Below are 17,680 nucleotides of genomic sequence, written 5' to 3' on the forward strand. Positions count from 1 at the left end.
TGCAGGCTTTACGTATGGGCAATGGTGATTAAGCTTTGATTAACTTAATTGCATCTTCAGCGATAACCCACTCTTCATTCGTTGGGATAACCATCGCCACAGTGCTGCCTTCTTCGGTAATCACGCCGTCTTTACCAAAACGTGCAGCTAGGTTTTTCTCTTCATTAACATTGAAGTTAAAGATAGCCAGCATTTCTAGTACTTTTGCTCGGATGATGTCTGAGTTCTCGCCGATACCGCCAGTGAATACCACCGCGTCCAAACGTCCTAACGGGACAGTGTAAGAGGCGATATATTTTGCTAAACGGTAGCAGAAGATTTCTAATGCTAGACTTGCACCTTTATGGCCGTCTTTATAACCGTCTTCAATACCGCGGCAGTCATTGGTTAGCTCAGAAATACCTAATAATCCGCTTTGCTTATTGAGTAAGTTATTCACTTCATCAATGGTGTAACCAAGTTGATTAACTAAGTGGTAGATGATTGAAGGGTCCATGTCACCACAACGTGTACCCATAACCAAACCTTCAAGTGGTGTTAAACCCATTGAAGTGTCGACACTTTTACCGCCTTTAACAGCAGTCACAGACGCGCCATTACCTAAGTGAGCCACAATAACGTTAGTATCAGCGACGTCTTGATTAAGTACTTTGGCAGCTTCTCGGCTCACAAATAAATGGCTAGTACCGTGCATACCGTAGCGACGGATACCGTGCTCGCGGTATAGCTTGTAAGGTAGGGCGTATATGTAAGCATGCTCAGGCATGGTTTGGTGGAATGCAGTATCAAATACAGCAACCTGTGGCAGAGAAGGGAATGATGCCATTGCCGCACGAATACCGATTAAATGTGCAGGGTTATGAAGTGGTGCGAGTGAAGCACAATCTTCAATACCTTTAATCACGTCTTCATTAATGATCACTGAACGAGAGTATTTCTCACCACCATGAACGATACGATGACCAATTGCTTGGATTTGTGCCGCTAATTCTGGCTGGTCAGCAAGAATATTGTTAACTATGTATTCAACAGCTTCACGGTGAGCGGTAAATGCGCCTAACTTGGCTTCATTTTTTGCGCCGTTAACTTTCCATTTGATGCGTGAATCTTCTAAACCGAAGCATTCAGCAAGTCCTGATATGTGATCATCACCTGAAACAGCATCAATTACAGCGAATTTTAAAGAAGAGCTACCGCAGTTGAGTACTAGTACGAGTTTTTCTGACATGTTGAGACCTTTTAGTCTGATCGTGCAAAATTTAAATTGACGTGAAATGTGTTATTTCAACTATCAATCATAGTTAATTAATTACTAAACAACCGATAAATTTACCGTAAATTTGGGGCTAATTATCGCTGTGTGCTATGGTGCATATATACTTCAAATCTTATAGGGCGTAACGTTGAGCGTAAAAGTCTTCAAAATCATAGGTGATGGTCGGCGTTACATGAAAGCTTGGCCTATGGTTCGACAACTTGGGTTTTATTTCCCTGAATACCGTGTTGTTAGGGCAACCCATTTAGGCATTATGTTTATGCCGCTTTTCGCAATCTTGGCTGCTATTAGCCAAGTGTATGTCAATGGCTGGGCGTTTCTGCCTCAAGCTATTGCGATACTGTTATTCTTTATCAGTTTGCCAATTCAAGGCCTGTTATGGTTAGGCTTACGCGCTAAACACCCATTACCAATAACACTGTTTGATTGGACTAATCAGCTCACCACTAAAATGAGTTCCATGGGCATAACATGCCAACCCTTAGGGGCTAAAGCGTGTTATTTAGATATGGCACTTATATTAAAAATGGCGTTTGAGCGTTTAGATAAAAGTTATTGGGAACAGCTTTAATTGCCGTTTCCGTTAATTTATCTTTCCGTTAATTTATCAATAGTCAGCTTTTATGCCGCGTTCAGTGAATACAGCCTTGATGGCTTCCATGGTTTCTTTACTAGGTGGTTTGGTATCAGTGAGTGAGTATGTTTCACCAAACGCTTCCCATTTGTGAGTTCCCAATTGGTGATAAGGTAGTAACTCTACCTTTTCAACATTGTTCATTGGTTCAATAAAGTCCGCTAATGCTTCAGCTGAAGCAAGATCTTCAGTGAAACCATCTACAACCACATATCTCACCCATGTCTTTTGGTTACGCTTTGCCAAGTATTTGGCAAATTGAAGAGTACGTTGATTACTGACCTTAGTTAAATCAATGTGCTTTGCATCATCCATTTGTTTAATGTCGAGTAACACTAAATCAGTATTGTCGAGTAATTCGTCAATGACTGGCGTGTATTTACGTACGAAACCATTGGTATCTAGACAGGTATGTAGATCATTTTCTTTGCAGGCTTTAAATAACTCAGAGACAAACTCAGCCTGAAGAATGGCTTCTCCGCCGGTTGCTGTGACCCCACCAGATTGCAAGAAAGGTTTATAACTGATGATTTGGCTCATTAGCTCATCAACAGTGACTTCCTTACCGCCGTCTAAATCCCAAGTATCGCGGTTGTGGCAATATTGGCATTTCATTAAACAGCCTTGCATAAACGCGACATAGCGAATGCCAGGGCCGTCAACAGTGCCAAAGGACTCAATAGAGTGGATACGACCTGTGGTCATGGGCTCTCCAAACAAGCAAAAAAAAAAGGTTGTACTAACTAAATGCTATGGACGACATAACTGAATATTAGTACAACCAATTTTAAGAAGTATTACAAGCCTTTAGTGAAAGTACGAGTAATTACATCTTGTTGCTGTTCAGGTGTTAATGCATTGAAACGGACAGCGTAACCAGATACACGGATGGTTAATTGTGGGTACTTTTCAGGGTTCACAATTGCATCTTCAAGCATTTCACGGTTCATGACGTTCACGTTTAAGTGCTGACCACCTTCGCTGTTAGCGTTACTCATGAAGTAACCATCCATTAGCGATGCAAGGTTAGCGCGGCGACCTGTCTCATCTTTACCTAACGCGTTTGGCACGATAGAGAAAGTGTAAGAGATACCGTCTTGTGCGTGAGCAAAAGGCAGTTTCGCAACAGATGTAAGTGATGCAATCGCACCATTCTCATCACGACCATGCATTGGGTTAGCACCTGGGGCAAATGGCGCGCCAGCTGGACGACCATCAGGAGTTGTACCTGTTTTCTTACCATAAACAACGTTAGAAGTGATGGTTAAGATTGACTGTGTTGGAACTGCATTGCGGTACATTTTCTTAGTACGGATCTTAGCCATGAAACGCTCAACTAAGTCACAAGCAATGTCATCTACACGTGGATCATTGTTACCAAATTTCGGGTAGTCACCAGAAATATCAAAGTCGATTGCGATACCGTCTTCATCACGGATAGGCTTAACCGTACCGAATTTAATTGCTGATAATGAATCGGCAGCAATTGAAAGACCCGCAATACCACATGCCATTGTACGACGAACATCACGGTCATGAAGTGCCATTAGTGCAGCTTCATAAGAGTATTTATCATGCATGTAATGGATAGAGTTAAGTGCTGTCACGTATTGTGTCGCTAACCAATCCATTAAGCCGTCTAAACGACCCATAACATCATCAAAATCTAACACTTCTGAGGTGATAGCGTCTGCTTTTGGAGCAACTTGAATTTTCAGTTTCTCATCCACGCCGCCGTTGATTGCGTAAAGCATGGTTTTAGCTAAGTTAGCGCGAGCACCAAAGAACTGCATGTGTTTACCCACGATCATTGGGCTAACACAACAAGCAATTGCGTAATCGTCAGATTCGAAGTCAGGACGCATTAAGTCATCGTTTTCGTACTGGATTGAACTCGTGTCGATAGAGACTTTTGCACAGAAGTTTTTGAAACCTTGTGGCAATGCATTTGACCATAAAACAGTAATGTTTGGTTCAGGGCTTGGGCCCATGTTGTATAAAGTGTGTAAGAAACGGAAGCTGTTCTTAGTCACTAAAGTACGACCATCTAAACCCATACCAGCAACTGATTCAGTTGCCCAAATTGGGTCGCCAGAGAACAACTCATCGTATTCTGGTGTACGTAAGAAACGAACCATACGTAGTTTCATTACGAAATGGTCAACCATTTCTTGTGCTTGTTCTTCTGTTAAGTCGCCATTTGCGATGTCACGTTCGATGAAGATATCAAGGAATGATGAAGTACGACCTAGTGACATTGCAGCGCCGTTTTGGCTTTTAACTGCAGCAAGGTAACCGAAGTAAGTCCACTGAATCGCTTCTTTTGCGTTGGTTGCAGGAAGAGAAATGTCACAGCCGTATTTAGCGGCCATTTTCTTCATCTGACCTAAAGCACGATGTTGCTCAGCAATTTCTTCGCGAAGTTGCATTACATTTGATAAGTCTTCACCCGCTTCAAAACCTGCTTGCAGAGAAGAGAACTGAGCGAACTTGTCTTTCATTAGGTAGTCTACGCCGTAAAGCGCGATGCGACGGTAGTCACCAATGATACGACCACGGCCATATGCATCAGGTAAACCGGTTAAGATACCAGACTTACGACAAGCCATAATTTCAGGCGTGTAAATATCAAATACACCTTGGTTATGGGTTTTGCGTAACTCAGAGTAAGTGTACTTAACATCTTCATCTAATACGCGGTCGTATGCTTTACAAGAACCTTCAACCATGCGGATACCACCATTTGGTAGCATTGCACGTTTAAGTGGCGCATCAGTTTGTAAACCAACAATGGTTTCTAAATCTTTATTGATGTAGCCAGCATCATGAGAGGTAATGGTTGAAACCATTTTTGTATCGAAATCAACAGGAGCGTGAGTGCTGTTCTCTTGCTTAATACCTTCCATCACTTTGTCCCAAAGTGTTTCAGTAGCTTGAGTGGCACCCGCTAGAAAAGACTCATCACCTTCATAAGGTGTGTAGTTTTTCTGAATAAAGTCACGAACATTAACTTCAGTTTTCCAATCGCCAGCTTCAAAACCTTGCCAAGCGTTTGCAAATAACTCTGTTTTATCGGTCATGGTAATTACCTTCTCGTTAATTGACTGTTGATGCGCCACACGATGGTAGTTGATAACTGTTACAACCAAGTTGGCGTATCAAAAAATTGAGACCCTTAATAATGGATAATGACTAAGGCATCTAATCTGTGTGCTAACCCACTAATATTTTTACTGAGTTAGCTAAAATTCTTATAAATCCAAATTGGTAAGACCAATTTACCTAAAAGATATTAGCATAGGTTTTATGCAACTTCACTTAATTAAATCAAAATCGAATAAGATATGGACAAAAATGTTATCTTGCTAACACTTTTTGAGCAAAAAGTTTTCTATTCAATCATTAGTGACTACTCTTGCGGCTTGTTGTTGGCTAGCTTTGTGTTGCTTTCTTATCAGGCCCTAGCTTTGCTATACTGTTTTATAGCATCTTTTAGATAAGCTGATCGTTTATTAGTGAAAACTTAGTCTTTCAAATAGCCTTAACAGGCAAGTTCATAGGAAAAATCTTGGTATTACCAATTTATTTGTATGATTAAATGTTGGCTTGAAATGCTGGGTTAATTATTGTTGAAATAAGTGACATTGAATGGCGAAGTTAGTCCTATTTTGAGTAAAAAGATTTGAGGTTTTTTATGCAGAAATTAACCGGTGAAGAACGCCAGAATTCGGCGAATTCAACGACCGAGTTAACCAATAAGTCACCAGTACCGACGACTTATGAGCAAGCTGAAAAGTTTGGTTTAGCCAAAGTGGCAAAAAGTCCTTGGCAATCTTTTATCTTATCGATCTTTGCTGGTGCGTTTATTGCCATCGCATTTGTGTTTTATGTCACTGTGACCACAGGCAGCACGAGTGGTTGGGGAATGACACGCTTTATTGGTGGTATTGCATTCAGCCTAGGACTTATTTTAGTGGTTATTTGCGGTGCAGAGCTATTTACCAGCACTGTGCTCACTTCAATTCCTTGGGCGCAAAAACAGATTAAAACAGCAACGCAACTACAATGCTGGGCAAGGGTTTATAGTGGTAACTTACTCGGTGCACTTATTATGGTGTTGCTGATTATGTCTTCACGAATGTTTGAGTTAAACGGCGGGCAGTGGGGACTTAATGCGCTTAATATTGCCCAGCATAAAATTCATCATACTTGGGGTCAGGCATTCACCTTAGGTATTTTATGTAACATGTTAGTGTGCCTAGCGGTCTGGATGACGTTTGCAACCAAAGACTTGTTAACCAAATCATTATTAATGATATTACCTGTGGCTATGTTTGTAAGTAGTGGTTTTGAGCATAGTATTGCGAATATGTTTATGGTGCCTTTGGGAGTGGCTATCCATAGCTTTGCTCCTGAAAGTTTCTACCTTGCTTTAAACATTAACCCGCAGCAATATGCAGATTTAACCTTAGTCAATTTTGTGTTTAACAATCTCATTCCGGTGACATTGGGCAATATTGTTGGTGGTGGTGTGTTTGTTGGATTAGGGTTTTGGCTTGTTGAGCAAGGTAAGTTAACCATTGGTTCAGAAGGTGCCAGTAATGCATCATTAGTGACCAAAGCTGAGCAAAAAGATTGATTATAAAATAACAACGTAAGCTAATAGAATACATATAAAAAGCCCAGAAAACTCTGGGCTTTTTATTATTAATACCAACCTGATAGTCTACTTAGTATGACTTTTCAACTCTGTAAAGTACTCGTCCCAGCTAATATGTGCTCGGTCTGCAGCTTGTGCAAAGTGACTTGGGTTATTTGCCTTTCCTTCTTGGATCCCTTGATAAATTCCCGCAATCACTGTGCCAATAAAGTCACCTAATTCAGCAATCCTATCTTGCTGATATTCTTTAACCGTCATAGGTTTGTATGTCAATTCGGTGTCAAAGGCCTGGTTCATATAATCAGCCAATTGATATTGAGTGAGTGCTTCACCATGGAGATTATAAGTTTGGCTATTGTGCTTATCATTAGTCAACATACATGCATAAGCGAAGCCCAGCTCACTTCTTGTGGTGTAGCCACATTTACCATCATTAGCACAATTAGCAATAAACCCTAATTTTTTATAGCTGTCGATGTATTCAATATCCGGCTCTATATAAATTCCATTGCGGCCGATAACCCAATCTAAGCCACTATCTCTGACATCTTGTTCTGTTTGGCGATTACTTTGAATAACAGGGGAGAAGGCGGTATTTTCCTCTGCGCCTTGAACACTGGTATAGACAATCTTTCTAACACCGGCTTTTTTAGCCGCCTCAATAACATTGCGGTGTTGATTTATCCGTTTATCAGGCGCATCCATACCCGACACTAACAACAAAACATCAACTGATTGCAAAGATTGCTCTAATTGTAATGGTTCGTTGTAATCACCAGGGCGAACCTCAACGTTTAAGTGCTTTGCATTTTCAGGAGTCCGCGCTAAAGCAATGATGTTTTCTTTAGGGGTTATTTTTAATAGTGCTTTGACAATGGCGCTGCCGAGTTGTCCACTTGCTGCTGTAATAGCGATATTCATTCATTGACTCCTAAAGGTCTACATATTGACTTAGAACTAACTTACAAAGGCTGACTTATCAGTATCTACTAAAATTGATAATTAATTCTTCACTGCACTTTTGACCGTGCTTTTAAGGTTATGCATAAACGATTTAAAGTGAGGCATAAACTCCACAAATAATGGGTGCTTACGGTTTTCCATCATTACAGGCCCTAATAGCCTAATTGCAACAGCAACTTTAGTCGCTAATGATGGTTCAAGCCCACTTCCTTTTTGCAAATTGTTGACCACGTTAAAAAGGTCTTCTCTATCTTGTAATTCAAAATCTAATGTTTTGCCAGTTTGTTGTTCTGGTAAGTTAATTTCTTCAACTGTAATGCGGTAGCTATGACCTTTACGGATAATTGTATTCATAATTATTACCTTAAATTTAATGATTTATATACGTCGGAGTTAATTTGTTGCTAACTCTTTAGTAGCGCTTCCACTTTAGGCTTGATGGTCAATGACACCGTTATCATCATAATTAGGGCAACAGGTAATGCTGCAATTAAGGTATTGAACCAAGCGAAAATAATTCCCTCGCTTGTAAGTCCAATGTTATTGATAGTGGTAGATAGTGCCATTCCTGATTCCATAACCAACGCCATACTAATGCCTACAAGTAAGTTTCTCGTTTTCTCTGCTGAATTTGGCATTAGCTTTTCAGATAATTTGGTCAGTATAACCATCATTAGAAAGCCGATAGGCATAACAGTCATGGCCGCTAGCAGGAAAGAGCTTAACCAGTCGTTAAAAAAACTATCGGTATAGCCGAGATTTATAAAAGTCATCACACCTGTTAATGTGCCTCCCATTAACGTCATCATGCCTAGCACTGTGAGTACTTTGATATACATCGGCGTTTTTGGAGTCGCAGCTGAGTTTGTCTCATTTTTTGAATTAATCTCTTGTGGTTGAATTATCTGTGAACTCATGTGAGCCTCCTGTGTTGAATTTAGCGTTAAAGTAGTTGATAATGTCAACTATAGTCTTTTGGTTGATAATGTCAATCATTTTTAATTGATAATATCAACTAGTTTTAAGTTGATAATGTCAGCTAGTTTTTTGGAGGGTGTTATGCAAGAACGTAAATCTTTAGACCGTCTGTTTCCGCTTGTGCACAGCTTGAAGCGTCAATTACATAATAGAATTGAGCAACTGAATTTAGACATCGCGCCAATGCACGTGCGCGTTTTAAAAATTATTAACAAGAAAGTTCCGTGCACAGCAATAGATATTGCTAACTTCTTAAATCGGGATAAATCTCAAGTCACTCGCCTGCTGAATACTTTAATCACGCAAGAGCTAATCGTGAAAGAACCTAACCCTGAAGATAAACGCAGCCAATGTTTACGCTTAACCGACAAAAGCCAGCAGATTATGGGGGAAATAGCTCAAATTGATAAAAAAATACATGAGCAGATGACTGATGGAATAACAGAAGAGGAGCTTATTTTGTTCGAAAATATAGCTGCAAAAATGGCCAAGAATTTGTCATCAAATTCATGAACCAAGCTATGACCAAAAAACTTTCAGCTAATTCTTGAGTTACTCTATGAGTTTAGTTATTTTCAATTAAGTTATCAGAAACGAAGGGTTTATTTTTGATAACTATCCATAAAATAGCGCCGAGTAAGCCGACGCTGAGTTGAATTAAGCCCAAGTTGTTAATTAAAGATGCTTGGCTTAATGAGACTAAAACCATGCCCAAGGCTCCACACATCATACTACTGAATTGGATCAAGGCTACTGCTGAGCCGGTGTCTTGGGTTTGTTGCTCTAGCATTAAATTAGTACCAGGCACTCTCATGGTGATAATAGCGACAGTGGCAGGGGCTGCGATAAGAGCAAAAGTTAATGCTGACATATGACCGATATTGAGGGTTAAAACACCTGCAATAGTAAGTAAAATAAAACACAGGGTAATGATTCTTTTTACAGTGATATAGCGCGACAAATGCATATAGATCATTGGACCGAATGCAGCGCACATTGCGTTAAAGGCAAATGCATAGCTAAATTGCTGCTCAGTGAGGCCAAAGTCATTAATATAGATGTAAGATCCCGATGCAAGAAACCCCATTAGTGCCATTGATGTCATCGAAAAAACCACTAACAAAATGGCAAACCTCGGGTTTTTAATTATCACTGCCAGTCGTCCCCAAGAGCGAAGTATTGAGCCAACATATTTCTTCTCTAAGGTTTCCTGATAACACAGGGCTAATATTGCCGCAAAAGTACCGTATATGGCGAGCACCACGAACATCATCCGCCATGAGGCTATTTGTAGCAAAAAAGCGCCAATCACTGGCGCAACCATGGGAGCGATAATGACTAAAGACATGATGGTGGCCATGATCTTTTCACGCTCTCGACCAGTAAAACTGTCTTTAACAATGGCTGTGGCAACCACTGTGACGGCACTGGCTGCAAATGCCTGCATGATCCTTACACCAATAAGTTGTTCAATATTGCCAGAGAGCGCACAACCAATGCTCGCGAAGATGTAACCACTGATACCTATGAGTAAAATGGGTTTTCTGCCAAACTTTTCACTTAGTGGCCCCCAAAAAAGTAGACCAAAAGCATAAGTGACAAAGTAGCTACTGAGGGTTAAGTTCACCATAGATTGATTGGTATTGAGCACTTCAACCATTGTTGGTAAAGCGGGTAAATACAAATCAATCGTCAATGGCGGAAATGCGCTAATAATGACCAGAAAAAATAGCATACCGGTTCGACCCAGTATCGGTTGTGGATTTTTCAATTTGATACTCTTAAGTTGAACTGCACTGATTACTTACTCTGACTCATTCTCTATAGGTTTATCGCTGTTAACTATATTCGCAACTATATCAGCTACCTATATCCGCTACTTATGTCTGTTATTTATTGACCTGGCATTGTTTTAATAATGCAGTAAAAAACTCACTGCCTTTACGCTCTGCAAAGGCGATGTTTCGCTCCGGAATTGATTCTGGCTCATCATATTCAGCAAGTGCGGCTTCCATACTGGCTTCGCGAATAATATGAATCGTCGGATAAGGGGAGCGATTAGTATAATTGGCAGGGCTGTCTTGAGGTTCGCCTTCAAAACAATAGTCGGGGTGAAAGCTGGCTAGTTGATAAACCCCTTCATAATCATTATCAACTAATTTGTCGTTGGCTAAATCTACAATATCTAGGTAACTGTAAAAGCCCTCAAAGCCACGTGGCATGATAAAAAGGGTGGTTTCAACTTCAGGGTGCTTGTCTAAATATTGGCACTCAGTAATGAAATCTTTCATCACTTGCTTAACCTTGGTGTGTTCACTGCAATAATAACGAATGCTGTTACGCTCAACTTCTCGGCGGGCAAAAGGGCAAATGTTATATTTCATGATCACTTTACTGACCCAGTTTTCCGTCTCTAAATGGTATTCGTTTAACGCTGACATCTGAATTCCTACTGCTTAATTGACACGACTAGTTAGGTAATACCATAGGGATAATGGATAGCACTAATAATAACGCCATTGAGATATTAAATATTCTTTGTTGGCGTTGATTTTTGAGTAATTTTTTTAAGCCAACACCAAAGCTCAGCCATATTGAGGCGCAAGGTAATGCCACAAAGAAAAACACTACTGCTATGGTAATGACTTGTGGGGCTAAAGACTGGTCAATACTCGTAAAAGTCGCAATGGCACCAACGGCCATAATCCAACCTTTTGGATTCACCCACTGAAATGCCGCTGCTTGTAAAAAGTTAAATGGTTTAGATGTTTTTTTGCCTTCCAAATTACTTGAACTATTCGCAATTAGCCAAGAAAGATAGAGCAGATAGAGAATGCCTGCCACTTTTATGACTTGATGAGCCACTGGGTAGGCTTGAAACACGGCACTTAGGCCTAATCCAATGGCGAGCACCATGCTAGGAAAGCCGACAATGATCCCTAATAAATGAGGGATACTGCGCTTTACACCAAAATTCACCCCTGAAGTCATCAACATGATGTTGTTAGGGCCAGGGGTAATACCTGCAGAAAAGGCAAATAATGCGATGGTTATAATGAGTTCCATAAACCTTGTCATTTTAGTGTAGAGATTGCTTTAAGAAGAGTATTTTAGCGACTATCGGTGCATGAACAAATAAAAAATTGATATAAGTTAATATTGCCAAGATACACTTGTGTATAAATAGTTGGAGCCGCTTTTGTTATTTGTTCTCAAGTGTTTAAAATATAATTAAAACATTCTCAAATCTTGTTATTAAAATTGAGTCAGGTTAGGTTAGGGTTCATATGTTAAATTATTATAGATGTTACAGCTCGCGCTTTTAAACTATTGCGCTTGATTATTGTTCTTGAATATTGCTCTTGAATAATGTGCTTATTTTCGCAGTACTTGCCAGTTTCTGATTATAGGATTAACGGATAAATGATAAATAAACAGTGGTGTGTATGGGTTAGTTTAGTGGCCGTATTACTCAGCGGGTGTGCAAGTAATGAGACCAGCGTGGATCCAGTTCCGACTCGTATCACTATGGTAACCTCTGGTGACTTAAGCTTGATTTCATCGAGTTCAAAGAGCTTTGGATGGCACCCAACGATGTTTACTATCCATAGTGCTAATAAGCTTGATGATGCTGAACTCGTTAGGCATATGCGTTTATCGATTACTAAAATAATGGAAGCAAAAGGCTATCATTATGTTGAGGCCAATGAATCTCCTAGTATGTTGGTGGGATTTGGTATGGCGTTAGAGTCAGAGATGAGTGATAAAGAAATCATGAAACGCGCTGGCTTAGTCGCTGGATTATCAACCAAAGGCGTTGATGACGATTATGAAAAAGGCTCTGTGCTGGTGGCATTGTTTAGCCCTATTCGTATCCAGCCGGTTTGGAAAGTACTTGCTCAAGGCTTTACTGATACGGATAAGCCCATTGAGGACCGAGAGCAGCGTTTTGATAAGCTGACGAGCATGATGCTTAATTCGGTGCCTAATCACGTTATGTAGTAATCAGAAACCGCTTTTTTGAGTTTGTTATTTAAACACTGTTAGAAAACAAGGCCGCTGATCTGCATCAGCGGCCTTGTTATTGTTAGTCAATGCGCTTTAGCGATTAAACAGCCACACTCACTTCGTAGGAGCCAAACTTACGAATATTGATAACGCCAGTATCAAATATTAGGTATTGGCCTTTAATTCCTTGCAAAATACCCGTCACTTCAGGAGTTTTATCAAAGTTATGGGACTTCACTTTCTTAGGGAACTCAGTAATAGGGAACTTGATCCCTTGAATAGAATCATCTAAGCGCTCAATGACGAAATCAGGATTTTCTTGTTTGATTTCTTGTAAACGTTCTTCAATCACAGGGATCAGTTGATTGGCCATTTCGACTAAATCAACATCTTCAGCATTGCCTTTAAGCATCGCCTGCCAGTTTGTCTTATCGTTGATTAACTTGGCTAATTCAACTTCGACTAAACCTGATAGTTGGCGGGTAGAGACTTTGAATATAGGCAGCCCTTGTGTCGCGCCTTGATCAATCCAACGAGTCGGTATTTGAGTGTAACGCGTAATACCGACTTTGATGCCTGAAGTATTTGATAGATAGACATAATGTGGCACAAAGCAATGATCTTGAGCCCATTCAGGCTCACGGCAGGTGCCTTTATCGTAATGGCAGGTTTCAGGCTTCATTATGCATAAGTCACAACTTGCAAGCTTTGACATACACACATAGCAGTGACCCTGAGAGTAACTCTTTTTGGTTTTTTTCCCGCAGCTACTGCAGAAGATATTACCCGTATGAGTTAAGGTTAGCGTTTTGCCGATTAAAGGGTTGAGGTCGATCGTTTCATCACCCACAGGTAACTTGTATTGCACTTCATTTTGCTCATCAAGCTGAGTGCGCATTTTAGACAGTGTTCCTAACATCATTTGCTCATTGTTTTTATCATTTGTGGCTAGTCTAACAGATGCTTGAAGGTAAATTTAAACGGTTTTTTAGATTGAATAAGCCGTTAAGTGCAGTTGATGTTTATGACAGTTATATGAAACTTTAAGTTTGTCGATTGTATGGAGTGAGTAGAGGGTAATGCGGTGGGTATCATGCTTATAGCACCAGCGAATGCATTGGCCAATACGCTGGTGATATAGCTTGATGATGAATGGTTGAATTGAATATTAGTCGTGTTTGTGCATCAGATAATGCAAGCTTTATGCTGTTTTGCTCAGTTTGTCTAACACAACATCGTCGCCTAATTCATAAAGTGACTCGGTTAATTGTTCTTCTTGACTTGGATCGGACAAACCTAGGCCCATCGTAGCTCTAAAGAGCGCTATACCACTGTGACTGGCAGTTTCTTGTTGGCTACTAAATTGCTCAATGTTAATCCCAAGTGCATTTATCTTATTTGATATTTCAAGTACTAAGCCTTCACGGTCATAGGCAACTAAATTAAAGCTTAATCGTTTAATTGGTTCTGCAATATGGCCTGTTTTGCAATAAGTACAATTTAGACCATCAATGCACTCTAAAGCATCTAACATGGCATCCCATTTTAATGCTGAGACTTCCAACTGTAATATTGCGGCAAAAACACCATCGATATGACGCATCTCAGAATCTAGCCAGTTACCATTGTGACGACTTATAACATTTGCTATTTGCTCAACTAATCCTTTTCTATCAGGGGCTTGCAAGGTGATCAGGTAACGTAACATAATTGAAACTCCCAAATTCTTAACAAATAAATCTGCTGTAACACTACTGTCATATTTACGTCATATAATTCAGCCAATTAAAATTGGCATCCAAAAAATGTCATATAAGCTCGCTAAACTGCTGCTTTTTACACCAACTAATAACTTAGAAAGTGGGAACTGTCAGTTTAGGTAAATAAAACAGCTATTTATTTAGTATCACAGCGGATTAAACAATCATAGCGAAATTTCGCTGACGATTAATTATAGAGGTTCTGAATGGAAAGTCAGGTAGGTCAGCCTGGTTCTGAGACGAAGAGTTTACTTGTTAGTAGACGAACCAATCGAAGAGCATTTACAGATAAAGCAGCTGAAGTCGGAGTTACTGTGGGTGGAACCATGGTTTTTGTCGCTTTGTTGTTGATTTTCTTTTACTTATTATATGTCATTAAACCTATTTTTGATGGTGCTGATGTTGAACCTGTTTCAACAATTAGTTATCAAAATACTGATGTCGCCACATTAATGGTCGGCAGTGACGAGCAGAACGAAATTGCTTATCGCGTCACAGTTGATGGTCAAGTTGATTTTTATTCAGTTGCCAGCAGACAGCTAATTCAAAGCTTTAATCCTCCGCTTCCAGCAGGTGCTACTGTCGTAAGCAGTGCTAAAGCTAAGCCAAATGAGCAACGCTTTGCTCTAGGTTTAAGTTCTGGTGAGGCTTTAGTTGTTGGAATCGACTTTGGTGTAACTTATCCAGATAACGTGCGCACAATTACGCCGCGTTTACGTTATCCACTTGGTGAAACGCCTATTATGGTCGACGAAGGTCAACCATTAAATAACTTGGTGTTTGATTATATCGATAGTCGTATCGGCTTTGCTTACCAAGATAATGATGGCGCATGGAAATTGAATCGTCTTGAAGGCGAAGAAAACATGATGACTGAAGAAGTCGAATGGTATTCAGACCTAACGGTTGTTGAAGATGCACCTAAAGATGCATTAACAGCACTGATGACGCCAGATCATCGCCAACTAATTCTACCTACTCCAGATAAGATTTTTATCTATAACATCCGCGATACTGATGAGCCGACGTTACTGCAAGTCATAGATGTGAAAGATGGCAGCAACAAAGTATCAAACGTTAGCCTACTAGCGGGTGCAAGTTCAGTATTAGTGAATTACGAAGACGGCACAATTGATCAGTATTTTCAGGTGAGTAGCCGCAATGGTCGTTTGTATCAAAAAATTCGTGACTTCGAGATCGAGTCTCCAGTACAAACAATCGCTACTGAGTTCTATCGTAAAAGCTTCGCGGTTGTGAGCCCTGAAGGTGAGTTGTCTCTTTTGTATACCACCAGTCAACGTAACTTATTCACTGAAAAGTTTAGTATTGCTCAGCCTGGTGAAATGGCATTCAGTCCACGCTCAAACGCACTGATTGTTGAAGCTAATAACAGCTTGAACATTTTTGCAGTTGATAATGACCATCCAGAAGTCTCTTGGAGCGCATTGTGGCAGAAGGTGTGGTACGAAGGTTATCCTGAGCCGCAATATGTTTGGCAGTCAACGTCTGGCTCAGATGATTTTGAAGCGAAATTAAGCTTAATGCCACTGGCTTTCGGTACGATGAAAGCGGCGTTTTACGCGATGCTATTCGCAGTTCCAATTGCTATTGCAGGTGCGATTTATACTGCATACTTCATGGCGCCAAAAGTGCGTAGTGTGGTTAAACCGACCATTGAAATCATGGAAGCCTTACCAACCGTTATTTTGGGCTTCTTAGCAGGCTTATGGTTAGCCCCGTTAATTGAAGAACATTTGCCAGGTATTTTAGTGTTATTGACACTACTGCCAACCAGTATTTTGATTAGTGCATACACTTGGAGCAAGTTACCGGCTAAATGGAAGCAACGTTTACCTGAGACTTATCAAGAAATCATGCTTATCCCAGTTATCTTATTTGTTGGTTGGTTCTCGTTTGAGATTAGCCCAGTGATTGAGATTGCATTTTTTGATGGTAATACACGTCAATTTATCACCAATGAGCTTGGTATTACTTTCGACCAACGTAACGCGTTTGTTGTTGGTATCGCGATGGGCTTTGCGGTTATTCCAACCATCTTCTCGATTGCTGAAGATGCGATTTTCTCGGTACCACGTCATTTATCAAACGGTTCGTTAGCACTAGGTGCAACTAACTGGCAGACATTAACCCGTGTGGTATTGCTAACAGCAAGCCCAGGTATTTTCTCTGCAGTGATGATGGGGCTTGGCCGCGCGGTAGGTGAAACCATGATTGTCTTGATGGCAACAGGTAACACGGCAATTCTTGAATGGAGTGTGTTTGAAGGTATGCGTACCTTGGCCGCTAACATTGCAGTTGAAATGCCAGAATCTGCCATTGGTAGCTCACATTACCGTGTACTGTTCCTTGCAGCATTCGTCTTGTTTGTATTTACCTTTGTCTTTAACACCATTGCAGAAGTGGTACGTCAGCGTTTACGCGAACGTTACAGCTCACTTTAAGGAATGAAGATGAAAACAGTATTTAATATTTCGCAAATCGCCTTGAGAGGTTTGAGCAATGGGTAAGTGGGTTAAATCAGGTTCTCCATGGATATGGATGACTGGTGGTGCAGTAAGTATCAGCTTAATTGCAGTACTTGGTTTGTTGTTATTGATTGCTTGGCGCGGTTTAAGTTACTTCTGGCCTGCTGATATCTATCAGTGGGAAATGGAAGATAACCAAGGTGTTAAGTCGACATTAATCGGTGAAATTTATGACCGAGAAGATGTGCCTACTGACCGTTTGATTTCGGCAGGTCACACCTTTGAAGAACATCCGGGTGAGTTTGTTACTCGCTACCTTGTAAAAACAGGTAACCGTGAGTTTGTTGGACTCGATTTCCGATGGATATTGGAAACAGATATTGTTAGTCGTGAAAAGCCAGCTGATATCGCCATGTTTGAGCGTACTAAAAATGGTAACTTTTATGGCTACCCAGTTGCTGTTATCGAAGATGGTGAGCGTTTACCTCTTAAGGGCGAGCAAATTGAAACAGCATTAGAAGAACATATCGAACGTGCTGTGGATATTGGCGAGCAAGCACTTAAACTGCAAAAGTCTGAAATTGGCTCAGTTAACTATGCACTTGAGCGCCTACGTTTAAAAGAGCGTGGTTTTGAGCTTGAGGGTAAGTTAACTCCTGAGATTAAAGCCGACTTTGATGCGCAAGCCGAGCAACTAAACCAAGACTACCTAGTCATGGAAAAGGACTTGTTTGCACTGCGTGATAAAGCTGCACGTGATTCAGTCATCATTCGCGATATGCGTGGCGAAGAAGTTATTCTTAGACTTGATTCGGTATTAGACGTTAGCTACGTGAACCGCATGAACAGCTTTGATAAAGTGGTTCACTGGTTTGTTGGTTTAGGTCGATTTGTTAGCCATGACCCACGTGAAGC

16 protein-coding genes and 1 pseudogene are annotated in these 17,680 nt (G+C 40.5%); 6 read left to right on the forward strand and 11 right to left on the reverse strand.

The features are described from left to right. Positions 1 to 28 precede the first annotated feature (28 nt). On the reverse strand, positions 29 to 1,228 hold the full coding sequence (gene ackA, locus FNZ24_RS16600; protein WP_153915958.1) for an acetate kinase: 1,200 nt from the start codon (positions 1,226 to 1,228) through the stop codon (positions 29 to 31). Between the two features lie 175 nt (positions 1,229 to 1,403). Between ackA and yfbV the strand changes: the two genes are divergently transcribed. Next, positions 1,404 to 1,847: a terminus macrodomain insulation protein YfbV gene (gene yfbV / locus FNZ24_RS16605; protein WP_153915959.1), complete on the forward strand. Its 444-nt coding sequence runs from the start codon at positions 1,404 to 1,406 to the stop codon at positions 1,845 to 1,847. Between the two features lie 36 nt (positions 1,848 to 1,883). Here yfbV and pflA read toward each other — a convergent pair whose 3' ends face one another. Further along, positions 1,884 to 2,615, reverse strand: coding sequence for a pyruvate formate lyase 1-activating protein (gene pflA, locus FNZ24_RS16610; RefSeq protein WP_153915960.1), 732 nt, complete (start codon positions 2,613 to 2,615; stop codon positions 1,884 to 1,886). A gap of 92 nt (positions 2,616 to 2,707) precedes the next feature. Further along, positions 2,708 to 4,990, reverse strand: coding sequence for a formate C-acetyltransferase (pflB, locus tag FNZ24_RS16615; protein ID WP_153915961.1), 2,283 nt, complete (start codon positions 4,988 to 4,990; stop codon positions 2,708 to 2,710). A gap of 614 nt (positions 4,991 to 5,604) precedes the next feature. On the opposite strand from pflB, the gene focA reads away from it, so the two are divergent. Further along, on the forward strand, positions 5,605 to 6,549 hold the full coding sequence (gene focA, locus FNZ24_RS16620) for a formate transporter FocA (RefSeq protein WP_153915962.1): 945 nt from the start codon (positions 5,605 to 5,607) through the stop codon (positions 6,547 to 6,549). A gap of 87 nt (positions 6,550 to 6,636) precedes the next feature. Here focA and FNZ24_RS16625 read toward each other — a convergent pair whose 3' ends face one another. From FNZ24_RS16625 to FNZ24_RS16635, 3 genes are all read right to left on the reverse strand, one after another. After that, complete coding sequence (locus tag FNZ24_RS16625) at positions 6,637 to 7,491, reverse strand: SDR family oxidoreductase (RefSeq protein WP_153915963.1); 855 nt, start codon at positions 7,489 to 7,491, stop codon at positions 6,637 to 6,639. An 81-nt stretch (positions 7,492 to 7,572) separates the two neighbouring features. Further along, the gene (locus FNZ24_RS16630; protein ID WP_153915964.1) at positions 7,573 to 7,887 is read right to left on the reverse strand and encodes a DUF3861 domain-containing protein; all 315 of its coding nucleotides are present in this window, start codon (positions 7,885 to 7,887) and stop codon (positions 7,573 to 7,575) included. Between the two features lie 50 nt (positions 7,888 to 7,937). Further along, on the reverse strand, positions 7,938 to 8,450 hold the full coding sequence (locus FNZ24_RS16635; protein WP_153915965.1) for a DUF2798 domain-containing protein: 513 nt from the start codon (positions 8,448 to 8,450) through the stop codon (positions 7,938 to 7,940). A gap of 142 nt (positions 8,451 to 8,592) precedes the next feature. On the opposite strand from FNZ24_RS16635, the gene FNZ24_RS16640 reads away from it, so the two are divergent. Then, entirely contained in the window at positions 8,593 to 9,024 is a 432-nt protein-coding gene (locus tag FNZ24_RS16640; RefSeq protein ID WP_153915966.1) for a MarR family winged helix-turn-helix transcriptional regulator, read from the forward strand. Positions 9,025 to 9,076: 52 nt separating this feature from the next. Here the strand turns inward: FNZ24_RS16640 and FNZ24_RS16645 are convergent, their stop codons facing one another. The 3 genes from FNZ24_RS16645 to FNZ24_RS16655 form a co-directional block, all read right to left on the reverse strand. Beyond that, positions 9,077 to 10,282, reverse strand: coding sequence for a multidrug effflux MFS transporter (locus tag FNZ24_RS16645; protein WP_228768522.1), 1,206 nt, complete (start codon positions 10,280 to 10,282; stop codon positions 9,077 to 9,079). A gap of 118 nt (positions 10,283 to 10,400) precedes the next feature. Then, on the reverse strand, positions 10,401 to 10,952 hold the full coding sequence (locus tag FNZ24_RS16650; protein ID WP_153915967.1) for a DUF1415 domain-containing protein: 552 nt from the start codon (positions 10,950 to 10,952) through the stop codon (positions 10,401 to 10,403). Positions 10,953 to 10,980: 28 nt separating this feature from the next. Next, a complete protein-coding gene (locus FNZ24_RS16655; protein WP_153915968.1) occupies positions 10,981 to 11,577 on the reverse strand; it encodes a LysE family translocator in 597 nt (198 codons plus the stop codon). Between the two features lie 357 nt (positions 11,578 to 11,934). On the opposite strand from FNZ24_RS16655, the gene FNZ24_RS16660 reads away from it, so the two are divergent. Next, on the forward strand, positions 11,935 to 12,513 hold the full coding sequence (locus tag FNZ24_RS16660) for a DUF4136 domain-containing protein (RefSeq protein ID WP_153915969.1): 579 nt from the start codon (positions 11,935 to 11,937) through the stop codon (positions 12,511 to 12,513). A 106-nt stretch (positions 12,514 to 12,619) separates the two neighbouring features. On the opposite strand, the gene FNZ24_RS16665 is transcribed toward FNZ24_RS16660, so the two are convergent. Both FNZ24_RS16665 and FNZ24_RS16670 read right to left on the reverse strand, forming a co-directional pair. Next, positions 12,620 to 13,438: a DUF2797 domain-containing protein gene (locus tag FNZ24_RS16665; RefSeq protein ID WP_153915970.1), complete on the reverse strand. Its 819-nt coding sequence runs from the start codon at positions 13,436 to 13,438 to the stop codon at positions 12,620 to 12,622. A 282-nt stretch (positions 13,439 to 13,720) separates the two neighbouring features. Next, entirely contained in the window at positions 13,721 to 14,227 is a 507-nt protein-coding gene (locus FNZ24_RS16670) for a glycine cleavage system protein R (RefSeq protein ID WP_153915971.1), read from the reverse strand. A 258-nt stretch (positions 14,228 to 14,485) separates the two neighbouring features. Between FNZ24_RS16670 and FNZ24_RS16675 the strand changes: the two genes are divergently transcribed. Beyond that, positions 14,486 to 16,741: an ABC transporter permease subunit gene (locus FNZ24_RS16675; protein ID WP_153915972.1), complete on the forward strand. Its 2,256-nt coding sequence runs from the start codon at positions 14,486 to 14,488 to the stop codon at positions 16,739 to 16,741. Between the two features lie 58 nt (positions 16,742 to 16,799). Further along, a pseudogene (locus FNZ24_RS16680) lies at positions 16,800 to 17,680 on the forward strand (phosphate ABC transporter, permease protein PstA); the annotation flags it as partial.

Source organism: Shewanella sp. TC10 (assembly GCF_009663145.1).
GTDB lineage: Bacteria > Pseudomonadota > Gammaproteobacteria > Enterobacterales > Shewanellaceae > Shewanella.

Bases quoted from the DNA above. Each gene is read 5' to 3' on its own strand.
- FNZ24_RS16650 (WP_153915967.1), bottom strand. From the start codon at position 10,952: ATGTCAGCGTTAAACGAATACCATTTAGAGACGGAAAACTGGGTCAGT.
- focA (WP_153915962.1), top strand. From the start codon at position 5,605: ATGCAGAAATTAACCGGTGAAGAACGCCAGAATTCGGCGAATTCAACG.
- ackA (WP_153915958.1), bottom strand. From the start codon at position 1,228: ATGTCAGAAAAACTCGTACTAGTACTCAACTGCGGTAGCTCTTCTTTA.
- FNZ24_RS16660 (WP_153915969.1), top strand. From the start codon at position 11,935: ATGATAAATAAACAGTGGTGTGTATGGGTTAGTTTAGTGGCCGTATTA.
- FNZ24_RS16640 (WP_153915966.1), top strand. From the start codon at position 8,593: ATGCAAGAACGTAAATCTTTAGACCGTCTGTTTCCGCTTGTGCACAGC.
- pflA (WP_153915960.1), bottom strand. From the start codon at position 2,615: ATGACCACAGGTCGTATCCACTCTATTGAGTCCTTTGGCACTGTTGAC.
- FNZ24_RS16655 (WP_153915968.1), bottom strand. From the start codon at position 11,577: ATGGAACTCATTATAACCATCGCATTATTTGCCTTTTCTGCAGGTATT.
- FNZ24_RS16630 (WP_153915964.1), bottom strand. From the start codon at position 7,887: ATGAATACAATTATCCGTAAAGGTCATAGCTACCGCATTACAGTTGAA.
- FNZ24_RS16670 (WP_153915971.1), bottom strand. From the start codon at position 14,227: ATGTTACGTTACCTGATCACCTTGCAAGCCCCTGATAGAAAAGGATTA.
- FNZ24_RS16665 (WP_153915970.1), bottom strand. From the start codon at position 13,438: ATGTTAGGAACACTGTCTAAAATGCGCACTCAGCTTGATGAGCAAAAT.
- pflB (WP_153915961.1), bottom strand. From the start codon at position 4,990: ATGACCGATAAAACAGAGTTATTTGCAAACGCTTGGCAAGGTTTTGAA.
- FNZ24_RS16675 (WP_153915972.1), top strand. From the start codon at position 14,486: ATGGAAAGTCAGGTAGGTCAGCCTGGTTCTGAGACGAAGAGTTTACTT.
- FNZ24_RS16635 (WP_153915965.1), bottom strand. From the start codon at position 8,450: ATGAGTTCACAGATAATTCAACCACAAGAGATTAATTCAAAAAATGAG.
- FNZ24_RS16625 (WP_153915963.1), bottom strand. From the start codon at position 7,491: ATGAATATCGCTATTACAGCAGCAAGTGGACAACTCGGCAGCGCCATT.